We start from the raw sequence: 17900 nt of genomic DNA, 5'->3' as shown, positions 1-17900 counted from the left end.
ATTAAAATGAAAAAAGTCAGCATATTATTTTTAGTATTGATTTCCTTCGGACTATTTGCCCAAAAAGTTCCGGAAATTAATAAAGCAGAATTTTCAAAAGAGGCCTTAGGTCAAAAAATAACTTCTTTAGAAGGAAAGAAAGTTTCGATTGCCGAGGTGTTGAAAAAACATGAAGCACGAATTTTAATTATTGATTTCTGGGCGAGTTGGTGTCGAGATTGTATTCTTGCACTTCCGGCTACTAAAGAGTTGAAAGAGAAAAATCCAGAAATTGACTTCGTTTACTTTTCTTTGGACCGTTCTCACGAACAGTGGAAAAGAGGGTTGGATAAATACGAAATCGCTTCTCAAGAAAACTATTGGTTTGATGAAGGTTGGAAAAATAATTTCAATAATTACATCGACTTGAATTGGGTGCCAAGATTTATGGTCATCGATCAAACTGGAAAAATTGCCAAGTATTACTCGATTCATCCGAGTGATCCTGATATTCAGAAAACGATTGATCAATTAAAGTAATCGTCTTTTAACCAAAAGGTAATTCCAAGAATTCATTGAGTGGTTTTATACTTTCGAGTATTTTAGCAAAATTGGTCGCCGCATTTTTATCTAAAAGTTGTTCATCAGATACAGGATGACTCACGATAAAACTTTTCAATTTCAGATATTCTGCCATCGGATGATCTTTTTCAAAACCGGTTGGAACTCTTTGTAATTTGTTTTCTACACTTAATCCGCGGAAATTATTTCGGAAATCGTTGTTTTCTAAAATTTTCAAAAAATCTTCACTATTTGCTGCTATTTCTTTCCTGATCTCCTTTAAAACTGAAGGCTCTGGTTGGTAAACGCCACCTGCTAAAAATGATTTCCCGGGTTCGATATGTAAATAATATCCAGAGATCTTATTTCCTTTTCCCATTCCTAAACTCGCTCCGAAATGCGTTTTATAAGGAATTTTATTTTTCGAAAAACGGATATCACGATAGATTCTAAAGATTGCTTTCTTGGGATCAATTTTCAAAATCTCGTCATCGAATTTTGAAATCTCATGAATTAAATCTTCCACAAATACTTCCACATCTTCCTTGGCTTTCAGATAGACATCCTTATGTTCATTGAACCATTCGCGGTTGTTATTCTTTTCTAAAGTTTTAAGGAATTGTAGGGTGGAATTTTCTATTTTTACAGACATTTTGATGTGTTTTTTTGAGATGAGAAATTACTTTTACTTATTCCAATTTCTTTTTTTGGTTTGTTATTTTTTTTAATTCTTTGGCGTTTAGATTGCTAATGATTTTTTTGCCTGATTTTGCTTCGATTTCTTTTCTGGCATTTCCCGCTACTGTTCCGCCTTGTCGGGCTATTATTTTATTTTCGGCGAAGTTTTTCGGTTTTTTTTCTTTGCTTATTTCGGTAGTTGTAGCTTCAGCAAGCATATTCAAAACCAATTCTAAATTGGTCATATTATCTCGAAGGTTTTCTTTTTTCAAACCCTTGTATTTTTTGTAATCTTTAACGATTTTTCCTGACCAAGCTTTGGTGATTTCATCAGTAAGTAAAGCATATTCTTGTCCTTTTTTCACTCCTTTATTATCCCATTCGTCAGTCAATTCTTTTCTTACCTCAATGCTTTTTAAGCGTTGATTTATCCAAGCGGTGCTGTATCCTTTTTTCAGATAAGTTTCCATTGCACGATCAAAACCAAGTTCTGGATCTTCAGTTTCTTCTATCCGTTCGTAGCCAACTTTTGCTAACCATAATTTGAAAGGTTCTGCTTTGGGAGAAGGAATAGATTGAATTAGGCGAAAAAGTTGCTCGGTATCTGCAACATCAGTTAAACGCATTTTACCGTCAGCTGCTTTTAATTTCAAAGCGTTACAAGTTGTAACGGTTTCATTTCCTTCGTCGATTAATCGTTTTTTTAATACTCTCCAATAGACTTGTGGATTTAGACTGTCAGTTAAAACAGAAACCACATCAACAATACTAAAATACCATTTTTCATCGTCATCGCTCCAAATTGTACGAACTTTCTGGCTTTCAAATAATTTTATTGCGGTTTCTTTTTTCATTTTAAATGATTTTTCTAAAAATATTCTTCATAACGAAAATACGTTTTTATTACCTTGAAACTATTCTTGTCGTTGCTTCTTTATAGGTTGTGAGGAATTGTATTGTGGAGCAGCGTGTTGTTTTTACTAATTAATTCTAATCAAAAATAATCAAAATTAATTTTAAATATATGTTCATTGTCATTTAACCGTGTCAAGGTTCTAAACCTTGACACGGTTTTTAAATTTCGTCATTTAATATCGAGAAGAACTTTAAGTTAAAGAAAATAGAGGATTGTAAGAAATATAAAGTTAACCTACAAAAATAAAACGGAGATAAATGGCGTTTTGTGTAATTAACAATAATTTAATAAACACCTCATATAATTATAATAAATAAAAAACGTATCTTTGCACCCAATTTATAGACGATCTTTTACATGAATTTATTTACGGAGACCAATCTAAGTCCTGAAGTTTTGAAGGCAATTGGCGAAATGGGCTTTGTGAGCCCAACAGAAATCCAAAAACAGACTATTCCTTTTATCTCTACAGATACACGCGATCTTATCGCACTTGCGCAGACGGGAACAGGCAAAACAGCAGCGTTTACGCTTCCGATTTTGGATATGATTGACGACGGGAGTCGCAAAATCCAATTATTGGTGCTTTGTCCAACCAGAGAACTTTGTTTGCAAATTACCAAAGACATTACAAATTATTCGAAATACTTAAAAAACATCAAAACTACAGCAGTTTATGGTGGTAGCAGTATTAGCGATCAAATCAGATCTTTACGTGACAAACCACAAATTATCGTGGGAACGCCAGGTAGAGTAATCGACTTGATCAACAGAAAAGCCCTTGATTTTTCAGAAATTCAATGGTTAATTCTTGATGAAGCTGATGAAATGCTTTCAATGGGTTTCAAAGAAGATTTGGCAACCATTTTAAGAGAAACACCAGAAACTAAACAAACTCTTTTGTTCTCGGCAACGATGAATAAAGAGGTTGAAAGAATTTCTAAAAACTATTTGACGAATCCACACAGAATTGCTGTTGGTTCTATCAATGAAGTTAAGAAAAATATCAAGCACGAATTTTACGTGGTTGGTTACAGAAACAAAAAAGAAGCTTTGAAAAGATTGATTGATGCAAATCCAAATCAATATTCAATTCTTTTCTGTAGAACCCGTATGGAAACTCAGGAAGTCGCTGACTTTTTGATGCAAAATGGGTATGCTGCAGATGCGCTTCACGGTGATTTATCTCAGGCACAACGTGATACGGTAATGAAAAAATTCCGTTTGAAAAACATCGATATCTTAGTTGCGACTGACGTTGCAGCGAGAGGTTTGGATGTTGATTCATTGACACACGTTATTCACTTCTCTTTACCGGATGATCCTGAAGTTTTTGTTCACCGTAGTGGTAGAACTGGACGTGCTGGAAAAGATGGTATCTCGATTTCTTTAATTAAACCTGAAGAATCAAGAAAATTGAAACAAATTAAATCAGTTACTAAAATTGATATTGTTGAGAAGAAAATCCCAACTGGTAAAACGATTATCGAAGCACAGGTTGCTGGAGTATTCGAAAAATTATTTACAGAGCACGAAAATCTGGTTGAATTCGACAATGAGTTGATTCCAGATTTATCAGCCTTTACTAAAGAAGAGTTGGTTCACCAAATGTTGCAGTTACAACTGAGAGAGATGGCGCTTTATTACAAAGATAAAGACGATTTGGTTGATCAGAAATTCAACAGCGACGATAGAGGAGGAGACCGAGGTAGAGATCGTGGCAGAGACCGTGATCGTGACGGAAGAGGTAGAGATCGCGACAGAGGCGGTGACCGAAGAGAAGGTGGAAACAGATTCAGCAACAACCGTGATGGTGGTAGCAGAGACGGTGGAAGCAGGGATTTCGGACGTGACCGTGAGGGTGGAAACCGTGATTCTAGAGATAGAGATGGTGGAAACAGAGGCGAATCTAGAGATAGAAAACCAAGAAGAAACGATGGCGATATGGTAAGGTTTTTCTTTAACTTAGGAAAACGTGATAACTTGAAAAAAATTGACATGTTGGAAATTATCAACAAGTCAACTGAAAAATCAAGAAAAAGACCAGATATCGGTAATATCGAAATTTTAGAAAAATTCTCTTTCTTTGAAGTAGAAAAATCATTTAAAGACGAAGTTCTTAAAGGATTAGAAACTCAAAAATTCAAAGGAAAAGATATGAGAGCTGAAGAATCTAACTAATTCTCACTCTTATTAAATATACAAAACAGTTTCATTTTAATTAATGGAGCTGTTTTTTTTGGTTAATGTTAAGATTTGGGAGTCGTGTTTTTTGGAGTAAGAAAATGCTGTATTTTGCGCTTTTCGTTGATATAATTCTCATGAACTATATAGTATCCTTGAGCATCTATGAAGTATTATTTTGAGAGATTTCTCCTATCAGAAAAGCATAAGTCGTTTTATTGACGCAGAGGCGCAAGTTTTTATAATTTTCTTTTGAAACTGTTTAACGCGCAAAGTTCGCCTCGGGGCAAATATGCAATGTTTTGAATTTATATTTTTTGTATTTTTTAATTAAGATTGAGTTTCATTTTTAATAAAAAACAAAACCAAAGAATAAGCTCTTACTTCCAAAATAGATAGCACGCTAATTTGAAAATCCTTGATGAACTTTTTGGAATAATTTTTACCTGAAACTTTTGTGACTTTGTGGTTTTTTTTTTATTAATTAAATATCTTAGGAAATTGTAATCGAATTTTTGTTGGCAACTATTTTTCAATGTTAAGAAAGATTAATATAAAAACGAGAAACCTATCACTCTTTTTCGGAAATTTGCACCACTAATTATTAAATGAATTAAAATGGGAATCGGAAATATTTTTAAAATGTTCCAGCCGAAAGACAAAGTGTTTTTTGTACTGTTTGAAAAAGTAGCAGAAGAGCTTGTAGCGATGTCAAAAGAATTTCACGAAAGTTTACTTGACTTTGACATTAATGATGACACCATGTTACAACACATGAGTGACTACGAACACAGAATGGATGATTTAACACATGAAATTTTCGTGCAGTTAGGAGAAAACTTCATCACTCCATTTGACAGAGAAGACATCAGTCATTTAGCGAGTGGTTTAGATGATATTGCTGATTTTATGTATGCGTCTGCTAAATATATTTATTTATACAAAGCACCACTGGATCCTGCTTACACTGAATTTACTCTTTTAATTTACAAATCTTGTCTTGAAGTTCAATTGGCTCTTAAAAACTTGAACGATTTTAAAGATCCAAAAGCAGTCAAAGAATCTTGTATTAAAATCAACTCTTTCGAAAATATCGCTGATGACGTATTGAGTCAGGCAATTGTTAAATTGTTTGATACCAATGATGCACTCTTAATTATTAAAGTAAAATCAGTTTTGGAATATCTGGAAACAGTGACTGACAAAGCAGAAGATGTTGCAAACACGATTGACAGTATTTTGATTAAATACGCTTAATCTATTCCCTAACTTAGTATAAAGAAAAGAATGGATTTACCGATTCTACTTATAATAATCATTGTATTAGCCTTAATATTTGACTATATCAATGGGTTTCACGATGCCGCAAATTCTATTGCGACCATCGTTTCAACAAAAGTATTAACCCCTTTCCAAGCAGTTCTTTGGGCTGCCGTCTGGAATTTTGCAGCATTTTTCCTGGCTGCCTATGTTATCGGAGAATTTAAGATCGGGAATACGATTGCCAAATCCGTTAATACCGACTTCATTAATCTTGAAGTCATCTTTGCGGGTCTGGTTGCCGCAATCGCGTGGAACTTATTAACTTGGTGGTTTGGGATTCCTTCCTCTTCATCACATACCTTAATTGGTGGTTTCTTAGGTGCTGCGTTAATGCATGCCTTGGTGACTGATTATCATGTGATTGCTTTGGCTCAACCGGACTTGGCTACTTTTGATAAACTGATTCTGGCCTTTAAGCAACTCTTTACGCAGGATGTCGTCAGGTATGATAAAGTGATTCCGATCTTTTTATTCATCTTCCTGGCACCATTGATTGGTTCTGCGATTTCGATTGTAATCACTTTGTTTATCGTCAATGTTTCGAAAAGATCAAGCCCTAGAAAAGCCGATAATGTTTTTAAGAAATTACAGTTAGTTTCATCAGCCTTGTTCAGTTTAGGACATGGTACCAATGATGCGCAAAAGGTAATGGGTATTATTGGAGCAGCTGTGATTTACCATCATACACAGACTTTACACGATCCTGTTTATTTAGCTTTAGACAGTACGCACCAGTTTAATTATTTTGTAGAACATTACTTCTGGGTTCCTTTTACGTCATTTTTAATGATTGCTTTAGGAACCATGAGTGGCGGTTGGAAAATTGTAAAAACCATGGGAACACGTATTACGAAAGTTACTCCATTAGAAGGAGTGGCAGCTGAAACTGCTGGAGCAATTACGCTTTTCATTTCAGAACATTTCGGAATTCCAGTTTCAACAACCCATACTATTACCGGTGCAATTATCGGGGTAGGCGTAACCAAAAGAGTTTCTGCAGTTCGCTGGGGAATTACCGTAAGTTTATTGTGGGCTTGGATTTTAACCATACCAATTTCTGCCTTTGTTGCAGGAGTTACTTATTTGGTAGTGGTGTTTTTTAGATAATAGATATTTTATATAATAGGAGAAAGTGTCTCAATACTCCAACTGACCTTCTGAGATTCTAATAGTTGACACCCATGCTCTGACAGGAGTCCGTGAGAAAAACATAAAAAAAGCCGTTTCATATAGTTATGAGACGGCTTCTTTTTTGTGCCTGTTTTAATAGGTAAAGAATTATTTTAAATCGTATTTTTGCACAAACAAGAAATTTATGCAGTTTTTAGATGAATATCAGGAGATGGTTGCTACCGCGATTCAAAAATATATCTTCAAAGATAAACCCGAGGAACTTTATGCTCCCATGAATTATATTATTTCACATGGTGGAAAAAGACTTCGTCCGATGATGGTCTTGATGGCGTGTGAAATGTTTGGTGGTGATTTAAAGAAAGCAATTAGACCTGCTTTAGCAATAGAGTTTTTTCATAACTTCACCTTGATTCATGATGATATTATGGATGAAGCGCCACTTCGACGCGGTAAAGCTACTATTCATACTTTGCATGGAATTAATACAGGGATTCTTTCCGGAGATGCCTTGATGTTCAAAGCCATTAAATTTTTTGAAAATCTAGAACCTGATTTGTATAAAGCATGCATGCGTGTTTTCATTCATACTGGTTTATTGCTTTGTGAAGGTCAACAATATGATATCAATTTTGAGACTCAGGAAGAAGTTACTTTCAATGATTACATCAGAATGATTACCTACAAAACAGGGATTCTAAGTGCTTCCTCTTTTGAAATTGGTGCATTAATCGCCGGTGCAGATTTTAAAGATGCAAAAGCCATTTTCAATTTTGGAAAACATGTTGGAATTGCTTTCCAGATCATGGATGATTATTTAGATGTATTCGGTAACCAGGAACAAATTGGTAAACAACATGCAGGAGATATTTACGAAAATAAAAAAACGGTCCTGTATCTTTTAGCCAAGGAACACGCAACCGAAGAAGAAAAGAAAGAACTCGAATTTTGGTATTCTAAGAAAACCGATAATGTGGACAAAGTCTACAGCGTAGAAAAAATATTCCGTCGTGCAAGAGTGGATGAGAAAGCGTTACATCTTATTCAGGAACATAATGATCTTGCTCAGCAGTATCTCAATAAAATCAATGTTTCCGACGAAAAGAAAAAGCCGTTTGTAGAACTTGCTAATTACTTATTGCGCAGAGAAAGCTAAATAAGAATTCTCCTTCATCATCACATTAACAAATCATAATCGTCTCCTTGACCAATGAAATTTAGAACAGAAGTAGATATTCCCAATTCCGATAAAAAAATTGAAGTTGAAGATCAAATCTTTTCAATCGGTTCTTGCTTTGCAACCGAAATGAGCGATTTGCTTCAAGATGGACAATTGCAAACTTTTAATAATCCTTTTGGGACGCTTTTCAATCCGTTTTCCATCAATCAAAGTATCAAGAAATTACATGATGCTCGGTTTTATGAAGAATCGGATTTAATTAGTTTTAATGAAGAAGTAATTTCCCTGGATCATCACACTTCCTTTAATTCTCGGTTTCTTCATCAGACTTTAGACCGGATTAATTCTCAAATCGACGCCGGAAATCAGTTTCTCCAAAACACCAACTGGATTCTTATTACTTATGGAACTTCCTATATTTATGAATTTCTACCGAAGAAAAAACTGGTCGCAAATTGCCATAAAATTCCTGCAAAATATTTCGAAAAGAGATTATTGACCAATTTAGAATTAACAGATTCCATTTATGAAACCATCGTTAATCTGAAAGACATCGCAAAACCCAATGTTCAAATTTTATTTACTGTTTCGCCAGTCCGTCACACCAAAGATGGAATGGTCGAAAACAATTTGAGCAAATCGAAATTGATTTCAGCGATTCATGAAATTTTGCCACAATTTGAAAACTGCCATTATCTGCCGGTTTATGAAATTTTAATGGATGATTTACGGGACTATCGTTTCTACAAAGAAGATTTAATTCATCCCAATAATCAAGCAATTAATTATATCTGGGAAAAGTTTGGAAACGCTTATTTTTCCGATGAGACCATGGATTTTATCGAAGAGAATTTAAAAATAGCAAAGTCTTTAGATCATAAAACCTCTGATGATAAAAATCCAAAATACCAGGAGTTTTTAGAAAAGATAAAAGAAAGAATTTCGATGCAACAAGCGAAAGTAAAGCATAAAATATTTAATTAAAATCCGAAGGATTCAAAACTTAATATTCTTAACTCCTTCATCATTCTTAATGGTTTAAAATTTTTTATTTAAAATCTGTTTTCTTTAACTAATTACTTACTACCTAAATCCTAAAATTTACAACCAAAATGATCGATACCCACACTCACTTGTATTCCGAAGAATTCGACGAAGACCGAAAAGAAATGATCGAAAGAGCTTTAAATAAAGGCGTTTCCAAATTTTATCTCCCAGCCATTAATTCTGAAACGCACGAAAAAATGCTCGCTTTGGAAAGTGAATATCCAAATCAGATTATTTCTATGATGGGATTACATCCATGTTATGTAAAACCAGAATCGTGGGAACAGGAACTGAAATTAGTTGAAGATTATTTAAACCAAAGACCATTCGCAGCCATCGGAGAAATCGGAATTGATTTGTATTGGGATAAAACCACTTTAGATATTCAGGTAAAAGCTTTTGAACAACAAATCGATTGGGCGATTGAAAAAGATCTACCCATTGTTATTCATACCAGAGAAAGTTTCGATGAAACATTTGAAGTTTTAGACCGAAAAAAGCATCCAAAATTACGGGGGATTTTCCATTGCTTCTCAGGAGATTTGGACCAGGCAAAAAGAGCGATTAACCTAAACTTCATTTTAGGAATCGGTGGAGTAGTCACCTTTAAAAATGGAAAGATCGATCAATTCTTAAACGAAATCCCTTTAGATAAAATCGTCTTAGAAACCGACTCTCCTTATTTAGCTCCTGTTCCACATCGCGGAAAAAGAAACGAAAGTTCTTATCTGGATTTGGTTGTTGGAAAACTCGTGAATATTTACAATAAAGACTTTTCCGAAATCGATAGAATTACTACAGATAACGCAAATCGGATTTTTAATAGGTAAAGAAAAATAATGAAAAAGAAATTCGACAGCATAAGATTTTATCATCCCGAAGAAGTGAATCCTGCAATACGCTTTATAATGCGCCATCCTATGATGAAACTTCTTCTGCATTATAGTCTTCCTAATATTTCAGATGAAAAAATACAGCAAATTGTTGGCGATATCCATTCTATCGAAGATTTTCAGAAATTCATTATTTACCCAAGTATCAAGAATGTTTTGAAAGCAAGTTCTGACGGGTTTACTATTTCTGGAGCAGAAAATTTGAATAAAAAGGAATCTTATCTTTTTATATCCAATCACCGGGATATTCTTTTAGACACCTGTTTGTTAAATTTTGCTTTGTTAGAGAAAGGTTTAAACCTGACAGCATCGGTCATTGGAGATAATTTGGTGCAAAGAGATTTATACCTTATTTTGGCAAAACTAAACCGGAATTTTTTTGTAAAACGTAGTGCAGCGCCAAGGGAACTTTTAGAAAACAGCAAACTTTTATCTGAATATATTTTCCAATTGTTAACCAGTGAAAATCGCTCGGTTTGGATTGCGCAGCGAGAAGGTCGTGCTAAAGATGGTAATGATTTCACCCAAGCTGGCGTTTTGAAAATGATTTCTATGTTTGATGAGCAAAGTAAACCTTGTCAATATTTTAAAAAATTAAAAGTAGTTCCTGTTTCTATTTCTTATGAGTTAGACCCGACAGACAAATTGAAAGTTGAAAAAATGTGCGCAGATCATCTGAATCAAGAAAAGCACAAAAACGAAGATTTTCTCAATATTATGACGGGCGTTTCTGGCCAAAAGAAAAGAATTCACTTGCATTTTGGCAAGATAGAAGATGAGATTTATACGGATATTGAAAACTCCGTTTCGAATTCTAATAAGCAAATACAGAAGTTGGCAGAGGTTTTAACCAAAAAAATTGTAGAGGGTTACAAACTTTGGCCAAGTAATTATATTGCTGCAGATTTACTGAAAAACAGCACTCTATATTCGAAATATTATACTGAACAGGAAAAGCAATTCTTTATCAAAAGAATGAATTTAAGCATTGTTAAAAATAATCATTGTATGAATCAAGCGCTTTTGGAAATGTACGCAAATCCTGTTTTTAACAAACTAAATCTATAAAAAATGCCACGAATTCACAAATGATTAATTCGCGAGTTCGTGGCAAATGTTTTTTAGCAACAACCTATTTTCCTCTCGAAAAATTACTCTTATTGTTAGGCTTCTTACTATGACTGTTACTTGCATTCCCTTGGCCTTGCGGTCTTGGTCTGAAAGGTTTGTTATTAGAATCTCTTTTTTCAGCTACTAAATTCTCAGTATGGAAAGGATGTTCTTTTTCAACCGGAATTTTCTTGCCGATTAGTTTCTCTGTGTTCTTTAGATTTAATAAATCCAGACCGTCAACGAAAGAAATTGAACTTCCTTCTGCACCCGCTCTTCCTGTTCTACCAATACGGTGAACATAAGTTTCAGACACGTCAGACAATTCAAAATTTACTACATATTTCAACTCATCGATGTCGATTCCTCTGGCTGCAATATCAGTCGCAACTAAGATTCTCGTTTTTCCAGATTTAAAATTAGTAAGAGCGTTCTGTCTTTGATTCTGAGATTTATTTCCGTGAATTGCTTCTGCAGAAATTTTATGGCTTTGTAGTTTTCTGGCAATTTTATCAGCACCATGTTTTGTACGTGAAAATACCAAAACAGATTCCTTAATTTCTTGCTGTAAAATATGCGTTAACAGATCCAGTTTGTTGTCTTTATCAACGAAATATACTTTCTGTTGAATCGTATCAGCCGTTGCAGAAACGGGCGCTACTTCAACCTGAATTGGATTAGTAAGCATAGAGCTCGCTAATTTGTTAATTTCTTCCGGGAACGTCGCCGAGAAGAATAGGGTTTGTCTTTTTGGTGGAAGCAATTTAATAATTCTCTTCACATCGTGAACAAATCCCATATCAAGCATTCTGTCTGCTTCGTCTAAAACGAAAACTTCTAAATGCTTTAATGAAATAATTCCTTGAGAAATAAAATCCAGTAATCTTCCTGGAGTTGCTACCAAAATATCAACGCCTCTTCTTAAAGCGTTTTCTTGGGCAGCTTGTTTTACACCTCCGAAAACCACTAGATTTCTTAATTTCAAGTGTCTTCCGTAAGATTTGAAACTCTCATCAATCTGAATGGCTAATTCTCTCGTTGGAGTAAGAATTAAAACTTTAATGTGATTGTTTTTAGCATTTTTGATTGCTAAATTTTGTAGGATAGGAATCGCAAATGCTGCAGTTTTTCCTGTTCCGGTTTGTGCGGTTCCCAGTAAATCTCTGCCTTGCAATATGTGGGGAATCGATTTTTGTTGAATAGGTGTTGGTTGGGTGTAACCCTCTTCCTTAAGCGCTTTTGCGATAGGATCAATTAAGTTTAAGTCGGTAAAATTCAAATGAAATGTTTTTTAATTAAAATGAAACTCGTGTCATTCTATAAATAATGTAACGAAGGAAATGAAGTAAAAAACTTTTAAAGTTTTCAATTCCGCAGGGAAGCGGATTCATCTAGAATGACATCGTCCATAAAAAATCCTTCCGTGAAGAAGGAATTTAGTTTTGCAAATATAGTTTAATTATTTTTAGTAATGGATATTTATGAATTATTCAATCTTCGTCCAATTTTGATTGGTTTTTAAATCTTCAAAAAACTGATATACTTTTACTAACTCTGGTGTTCCACGTTTGCCGTAATCCTGGACTTTTTTAAGGTGTCCATCTTGATAATTAAGGGTTAAATTAGAAGTTGGCAGATCGGTAACGTTTTTATTTCCATAATCATCTTTTAAATCTTTGGGTAAAGAATCCAGAAGGGAAATTAATTGATTGTAATGTTCCTGATCAATTTTTCCTTGGAAAGATCCTTCGCTTTTTTGTGATTCTGTATCTCGCGAGAAATTAAAGCGTTCTGCTTCAAATGTTGCAGTTCTGTCGCTGTTAATCGTCATTTTAAAAATAGGGCAGAAGCCAAAACAAGGTCCGGCAGAATATTCAATTTTGGAATACTTGGAAGTTGTTTTAGTTGTAGCGCACGAAACGATCAGAAGGAAAGAGAAAAGACTGAGTACGTATTTCATATTTTTATTTTGAAAATTGATTTCAATTATTATTCCAAAAAAAAATAGATCTGCTAAAAGCAAACCTATTATTTTTATATCCGTTTATAAATCTTATCCGTGTAACTGTTTCCAGATTGCATCTTTCAATTCCATTAATCCTTCTTGGGTAACAGCTGAAAAGAAAATAGGTTGCTTGTTTTCAGGGAATTCTTTAGAAATTTCAGCTTTCAATTCATCATCTAAAAGATCTGCTTTAGAAATAGAAATAATGAAATCTTTATCTAAAAGCTCCGGATTATATTCCTGCAATTCATTTTCCAGAATTTTAAACTCCTCAAAATGACTTTCTGAATCGGCCGGAATTAAGAATAAAAGAATGGAGTTTCTTTCAATATGTCTTAAGAATCGATGTCCAAGACCTTTACCTTCCGCAGCACCTTCGATGATTCCTGGAATATCTGCCATTACGAAAGATTTGTAATTCCGGTAATCTACAATTCCTAAATTGGGCGTCAACGTTGTAAAAGCGTAGTTGGCAATTTTTGGTTTTGCTGCAGAAACTGCTGCCAGTAAAGTTGATTTTCCAGCATTTGGAAATCCTACTAATCCTACATCAGCAAGCAATTTTAATTCAAAAGTGATATAGCCTTCTTCACCAGGCAATCCCGGTTGTGCATATCTTGGAGTTTGATTGGTAGAAGATTTAAAATGCTCATTACCTTTTCCACCTTTTCCACCGTGCATCAAGATAATTTCCTGACCATGTTCTAAAATTTCAGCAACAACTTCTCCTTCTTCATTTTTAGCAATGGTTCCAAGCGGAACTTCAATATAGACGTCTTCACCATAAGCACCGGTTAACTGGTTTTTACTCCCGTTTTTACCGCGTTCTGCTTTAATGTGTCTTGTGTATCTCAGTGGAAGCAAAGTCCACTCGTGCGCATTTCCTTTTAAAATTACGTGACCACCACGTCCACCATCTCCACCATCAGGTCCACCTTTTGGAACATATTTCTCACGGTTAAGATGCGCTGAGCCTCCACCACCATGACCACTTGTACAATGGATTTTTACGTAATCTACGAAATTTGACATAATTCAGTTCTTAGTTATGACGAGAAAAAACGACAAAGCAATCCAATTCAACAGATTGCTTTACTGCGCTCGCAATAACGATTTTTTTATTTTATTTTTTCTACTTCCGCAAAAAGTTTTTCAGAGATTTCATCGATTGCTCCAACTCCGTTTACTTCTACATATTTTCCCTGTTGTTTGTACAACTCGGCAACTTCTGCAGTTTTTGCGTAATATTCTTTAATTCTATTGCTGATGATTTCTTGATTTGAATCATCAGTTCTTCCACTGGTTTCTCCTCTTTTCAACAGGCGTTCAACTAAAACCTTATCTTCTACTATTAAAGAAAGGCAAACATTGATATCGCTGTTTAAAACTTCTTTAACGATTTGTTCCAAAGCTTCTGTCTGGGTTGCTGTTCTTGGAAATCCGTCGAAAATAAATCCTTGTGCATCACATGGTTTTTTCAATTCATCGGTCAACATGTCAATGGTTACTTGGTCTGGAACCAATTCGCCTTTGTCGATATATGATTTTGCTAACTCACCTAATGCGGTGTTGTTTTTCATATTGTAACGAAATAAGTCACCAGTAGAAATTTGTTTCAAATTGAATTTTTCAATCAAATTCTGTGCTTGTGTACCTTTTCCGCTTCCTGGAGGACCGAATAGAACGATATTTATCATTATTTATCAGATTTATTTTTTAGTGATTTATTCTTCCTTCAGATAATTGATATAAGTCTGGAAGATTTCTTCCTAATTCATCATAATCAAGTCCGTAACCTAAGACAAATTTATTTGGGATCTCTTTAGCAACGTAATCGATTTTAAACTCTTTTTTGTAAACGTCCGGCTTTAATAATAAAGAGGCTACTTTTAAAGATTTTGGACGCTGCGTGTTTTTAAAGTATTCGAATAAACTTTCAATCGTGTTTCCAGTATCGATGATATCCTCCATTAAGATGATATGACGACCTTCAACTTCTTTGGTTAAGTCCATTTTTTTATAGACAATTCCTGTAGATTGTAGTCCTCCTACATAAGAACTCATTTGAAGAAAAGCAATTTCGCATTGTCCTGGATAGTGCTTTAGGAAGTCTGAGAAAAACATGATAACGCCATTCAAAACTCCTATAAAAACAGGGACTTCATCTTTATAATCCTCATAAACTTTCTGTGCAAGATCTTTAATGAGTGCTTGAATTTCGTCGTTTTTCATGTACGGGACGAATTCTTTATCGTGAATTTTAACTATATCCATATTTTTTTTCTAAAGTGCAAATTTAAGGAAATAAATTGAAAGTGAATGCTGTTAATCGATACCATATATAAGAGATGTAAAAGGTTGTAAATCTTTTATCTCTAAATTTTGTTCAAGATTATTATAAAAACTAATTTTGTAGAAATCTAAAAAAAAAGTAAAATATGGCAACTTACGTTGTAGTTGGTCTTCAGTATGGCGACGAAGGCAAAGGAAAAATTACGGATGTACTCTCCGCAAAATCAGACTATGTGGTGCGTTTTCAAGGCGGTGATAACGCTGGACACACTGTCTATGCTGGTGAAGAGAAATTTGTTTTACACTTGCTTCCCTCGGGAGTTTTGCAGTGTAAAGGAAAATGTATTATTGCCAATGGAGTAGTCGTAAATCCGAAAGCATTCTTGAAAGAAATCGGTCAGATTGAAGAAAAAGGAATGCGTACCGATCACGTTTTTATCAGCAGAAGAGCGCATGTTATTATGCCGTATCACATTTTGCTCGATACGTACCGTGAAGAAGAAGAAGGTGGAACGCAAATCGGAACGACCAAAAAAGGAATCGGACCTTGCTATGAAGATAAAATCGCAAGAGTTGGAATTCGTATGGTTGATTTGTTAAACCCTGAGGTTTTAGCAGAAAAAATCAAGAAAAATCTTAAAACTAAAAATTCACTTTTCGAAAAATATTTCGAGAAACCAAAATTAGACTTTGATGAAATTTACAATGAGTTTTTAGCACTTGGTGAAACATTAAAGGACAGAATCGTTGATACCGAAGTTGAATTGAATCAAGCAATTCACGATGGTAAAAATATTTTGTTTGAAGGAGCGCAAGCTGCCATGTTAGATATCGATTTCGGAACGTATCCTTACGTTACCTCTTCTTCGCCAACAACAGGTGGAGTTTGTTCCGGTGCCGGAGTTCCTCCAACAAGTCTTCAGAATTTAATTGGTGTTGCGAAAGCATATACAACAAGAGTTGGAAATGGTCCTTTTCCTACGGAGCTGAACGACGAGATCGGTGAAGAGATGAGAAGAATTGGTCATGAATTCGGTGCAACTACAGGAAGACCAAGAAGATGTGGTTGGTTAGATTTGGTTTCATTAAAACATGCAACCATGATTAATGGAATTAATAATTTAGTCATTACCAAATTAGATGTTCTTTCGGGAATGCCTACTTTGAAAATTGCAACCAAATACAAAACAGAAGACGGTAAAATTATCGACTACTTCACTTCTTCAACGACGAAATTATATAAGTACGAACCAATGTATGAAGAATTGGAAGGTTGGGACGAAGATATTACGCACGCCAGAACGTATGATGAACTTCCTGCTAATGCAAAAAAATATATTGAGTTTATTGAAAACTATTTAGGAATCAATGTTTATTTAGTTTCAGTTGGTCCTGAAAGAAGTCAGAATATTATTAGAAAAGAATTATTTTAAGTTTTAGAATCGTTTTTTAGTAATAAATAAAGGTAAACCACTCTGCAGAGAGTGGTTTTTTGGTTTTAAAGTTAAAATTATTTTTATATTATGTTTTGGATGGTATCTTTTACTAATTAACAAAATATTGGCTTTAATTTTGATATAAGTTTAAAGTTATTTAAAATAATATATAAAACTAATAATCATTAAATGCTTTTTACACCTTAACCAATTAAAATAATTTAGTGATGAAAAATCTACTCCAAAACAAAGAATTTCAACTGGACGAAATTCTTTTTGAAAACCGAAATAAAAATTACGGTGCTTATGTTTTAAGAAACGAAGCAGATCACATTCTAACAAAATCGATGTTCATCGGAATAGGCGTTTTTGCCATGGTCGCAATCACCCCATTATTAATGAATGTTTTCAATGCTACAGAAGTTCCGATCATAGTTGAAGTTCCGCCGCCTTATGAAATTCACAATGTAGATCCACCTGAAGCTCCGCCGGTTGTTGTGCAAACAACGCCTCCGGTAGCAGCGCCAGTTAATACTTTGGACTCTACTGTTCCAACTCCAACGAAACATGCTAAGGTCGAAAAAGTAATGCCGAAGCAATCGGATTACGATCATGTAGTAGCTGGAACCAAAGATATAGTTGGAGTTCCACCCGTTAGTTACACTCAGCCGGCAGTACAGGATATTCCCGTAAAGGGTCCTGAAATTAGTGTTCAAAAACCAGTTGATAATACTCCAAAAACAACGGTAGATGTTTCAGCGGATTTTATGGGCGGAATTAATGCTTTCAGAAATAAAGTGGTCAATCAGTTTAATACTTCTGCGATGGATGGAACCAGTGAGGTGGTGAAAACAACTATTGTTTTCATTGTTGAAAAAGACGGAACGATTAGCGAAGTAAATGCAACAGGATCAAATTCAGATTTTAATCGTGAAGCTATAAAAACCATTAAAGCAGTAAAAGGAAAATGGATTCCTGCCAAGTTAAATGGCGAGAATGTAAGAAGTTATTTCAAGTTCCCAATTTCTATGCAATTTGAATAAATAAGCAGTTAACTTAAAAAGATAAGACTTATCCACAAAATACATTGTTTTGTGGATAATTTTATTTATCGGTAAGTTGTTAATTTATAATACTTTAACTTTATTTGAAGGTTTTGGAATCA

Annotated in this window: 17 protein-coding genes; 10 read left to right on the top strand and 7 right to left on the bottom strand. The window is 34.4% G+C overall.

The window, feature by feature from the left end:
• The first annotated feature begins 6 nt into the window (after positions 1–6).
• On the top strand, positions 7–519 hold the full coding sequence (locus tag Q73A0000_RS07530; RefSeq protein ID WP_193813439.1) for a TlpA family protein disulfide reductase: 513 nt from the start codon (positions 7–9) through the stop codon (positions 517–519).
• A gap of 7 nt (positions 520–526) precedes the next feature.
• Here Q73A0000_RS07530 and Q73A0000_RS07525 read toward each other — a convergent pair whose 3' ends face one another.
• Both Q73A0000_RS07525 and Q73A0000_RS07520 read right to left on the bottom strand, forming a co-directional pair.
• Positions 527–1192 carry a DUF2461 domain-containing protein gene (locus Q73A0000_RS07525; protein WP_193813438.1) on the bottom strand — a complete coding sequence of 222 codons (666 nt, stop codon included), beginning with the start codon at positions 1190–1192 and terminating at the stop codon, positions 527–529.
• Between the two features lie 37 nt (positions 1193–1229).
• Positions 1230–2072, bottom strand: a complete 843-nt coding sequence (locus Q73A0000_RS07520; RefSeq protein ID WP_193813437.1) for a Bro-N domain-containing protein — start codon at positions 2070–2072, stop codon at positions 1230–1232.
• 419 nt (positions 2073–2491) lie between these two features.
• On the opposite strand from Q73A0000_RS07520, the gene Q73A0000_RS07515 reads away from it, so the two are divergent.
• The 7 genes from Q73A0000_RS07515 (at position 2492) to Q73A0000_RS07485 (ending at position 10960) form a co-directional block, all read left to right on the top strand.
• Positions 2492–4315: a DEAD/DEAH box helicase gene (locus Q73A0000_RS07515; RefSeq protein ID WP_193813436.1), complete on the top strand. Its 1824-nt coding sequence runs from the start codon at positions 2492–2494 to the stop codon at positions 4313–4315.
• 621 nt (positions 4316–4936) lie between these two features.
• Complete coding sequence (locus Q73A0000_RS07510) at positions 4937–5575, top strand: DUF47 domain-containing protein (RefSeq protein ID WP_193813435.1); 639 nt, start codon at positions 4937–4939, stop codon at positions 5573–5575.
• Positions 5576–5605: 30 nt separating this feature from the next.
• Positions 5606–6748: an inorganic phosphate transporter gene (locus tag Q73A0000_RS07505; RefSeq protein WP_193813434.1), complete on the top strand. Its 1143-nt coding sequence runs from the start codon at positions 5606–5608 to the stop codon at positions 6746–6748.
• A gap of 208 nt (positions 6749–6956) precedes the next feature.
• Positions 6957–7928, top strand: coding sequence for a polyprenyl synthetase family protein (locus tag Q73A0000_RS07500; RefSeq protein ID WP_193813433.1), 972 nt, complete (start codon positions 6957–6959; stop codon positions 7926–7928).
• A gap of 54 nt (positions 7929–7982) precedes the next feature.
• Entirely contained in the window at positions 7983–8936 is a 954-nt protein-coding gene (locus tag Q73A0000_RS07495; RefSeq protein WP_193813432.1) for a GSCFA domain-containing protein, read from the top strand.
• 128 nt (positions 8937–9064) lie between these two features.
• Positions 9065–9829: a TatD family hydrolase gene (locus Q73A0000_RS07490; RefSeq protein WP_193813431.1), complete on the top strand. Its 765-nt coding sequence runs from the start codon at positions 9065–9067 to the stop codon at positions 9827–9829.
• A gap of 9 nt (positions 9830–9838) precedes the next feature.
• On the top strand, positions 9839–10960 hold the full coding sequence (locus Q73A0000_RS07485; protein WP_193813430.1) for a 1-acyl-sn-glycerol-3-phosphate acyltransferase: 1122 nt from the start codon (positions 9839–9841) through the stop codon (positions 10958–10960).
• A 64-nt stretch (positions 10961–11024) separates the two neighbouring features.
• Here the strand turns inward: Q73A0000_RS07485 and Q73A0000_RS07480 are convergent, their stop codons facing one another.
• From Q73A0000_RS07480 to hpt, 5 genes are all read right to left on the bottom strand, one after another.
• Positions 11025–12281: a DEAD/DEAH box helicase gene (locus Q73A0000_RS07480; RefSeq protein ID WP_193813429.1), complete on the bottom strand. Its 1257-nt coding sequence runs from the start codon at positions 12279–12281 to the stop codon at positions 11025–11027.
• A 207-nt stretch (positions 12282–12488) separates the two neighbouring features.
• Complete coding sequence (locus Q73A0000_RS07475) at positions 12489–12962, bottom strand: DUF6438 domain-containing protein (RefSeq protein WP_193813428.1); 474 nt, start codon at positions 12960–12962, stop codon at positions 12489–12491.
• A 93-nt stretch (positions 12963–13055) separates the two neighbouring features.
• Positions 13056–14039, bottom strand: coding sequence for a GTPase ObgE (gene obgE / locus Q73A0000_RS07470; protein ID WP_193813427.1), 984 nt, complete (start codon positions 14037–14039; stop codon positions 13056–13058).
• Between the two features lie 86 nt (positions 14040–14125).
• Positions 14126–14704, bottom strand: a complete 579-nt coding sequence (locus Q73A0000_RS07465; protein ID WP_193813426.1) for an adenylate kinase — start codon at positions 14702–14704, stop codon at positions 14126–14128.
• A gap of 19 nt (positions 14705–14723) precedes the next feature.
• Positions 14724–15281, bottom strand: coding sequence for a hypoxanthine phosphoribosyltransferase (gene hpt / locus Q73A0000_RS07460; RefSeq protein ID WP_193813425.1), 558 nt, complete (start codon positions 15279–15281; stop codon positions 14724–14726).
• A gap of 164 nt (positions 15282–15445) precedes the next feature.
• On the opposite strand from hpt, the gene Q73A0000_RS07455 reads away from it, so the two are divergent.
• Both Q73A0000_RS07455 and Q73A0000_RS07450 read left to right on the top strand, forming a co-directional pair.
• Positions 15446–16732, top strand: coding sequence for an adenylosuccinate synthase (locus Q73A0000_RS07455; protein WP_193813424.1), 1287 nt, complete (start codon positions 15446–15448; stop codon positions 16730–16732).
• Between the two features lie 230 nt (positions 16733–16962).
• Complete coding sequence (locus tag Q73A0000_RS07450) at positions 16963–17778, top strand: energy transducer TonB (protein WP_193813423.1); 816 nt, start codon at positions 16963–16965, stop codon at positions 17776–17778.
• Positions 17779–17900 lie beyond the last annotated feature (122 nt).

The sequence above is a fragment of the Kaistella flava (ex Peng et al. 2021) genome, assembly GCF_015191005.1.
Taxonomy (GTDB): Bacteria; Bacteroidota; Bacteroidia; order Flavobacteriales; family Weeksellaceae; genus Kaistella; species Kaistella flava.
The sequence above is the reverse complement of the archived record's forward strand: the minus strand, read 5'-3'. Positions and strand labels throughout refer to the sequence as shown.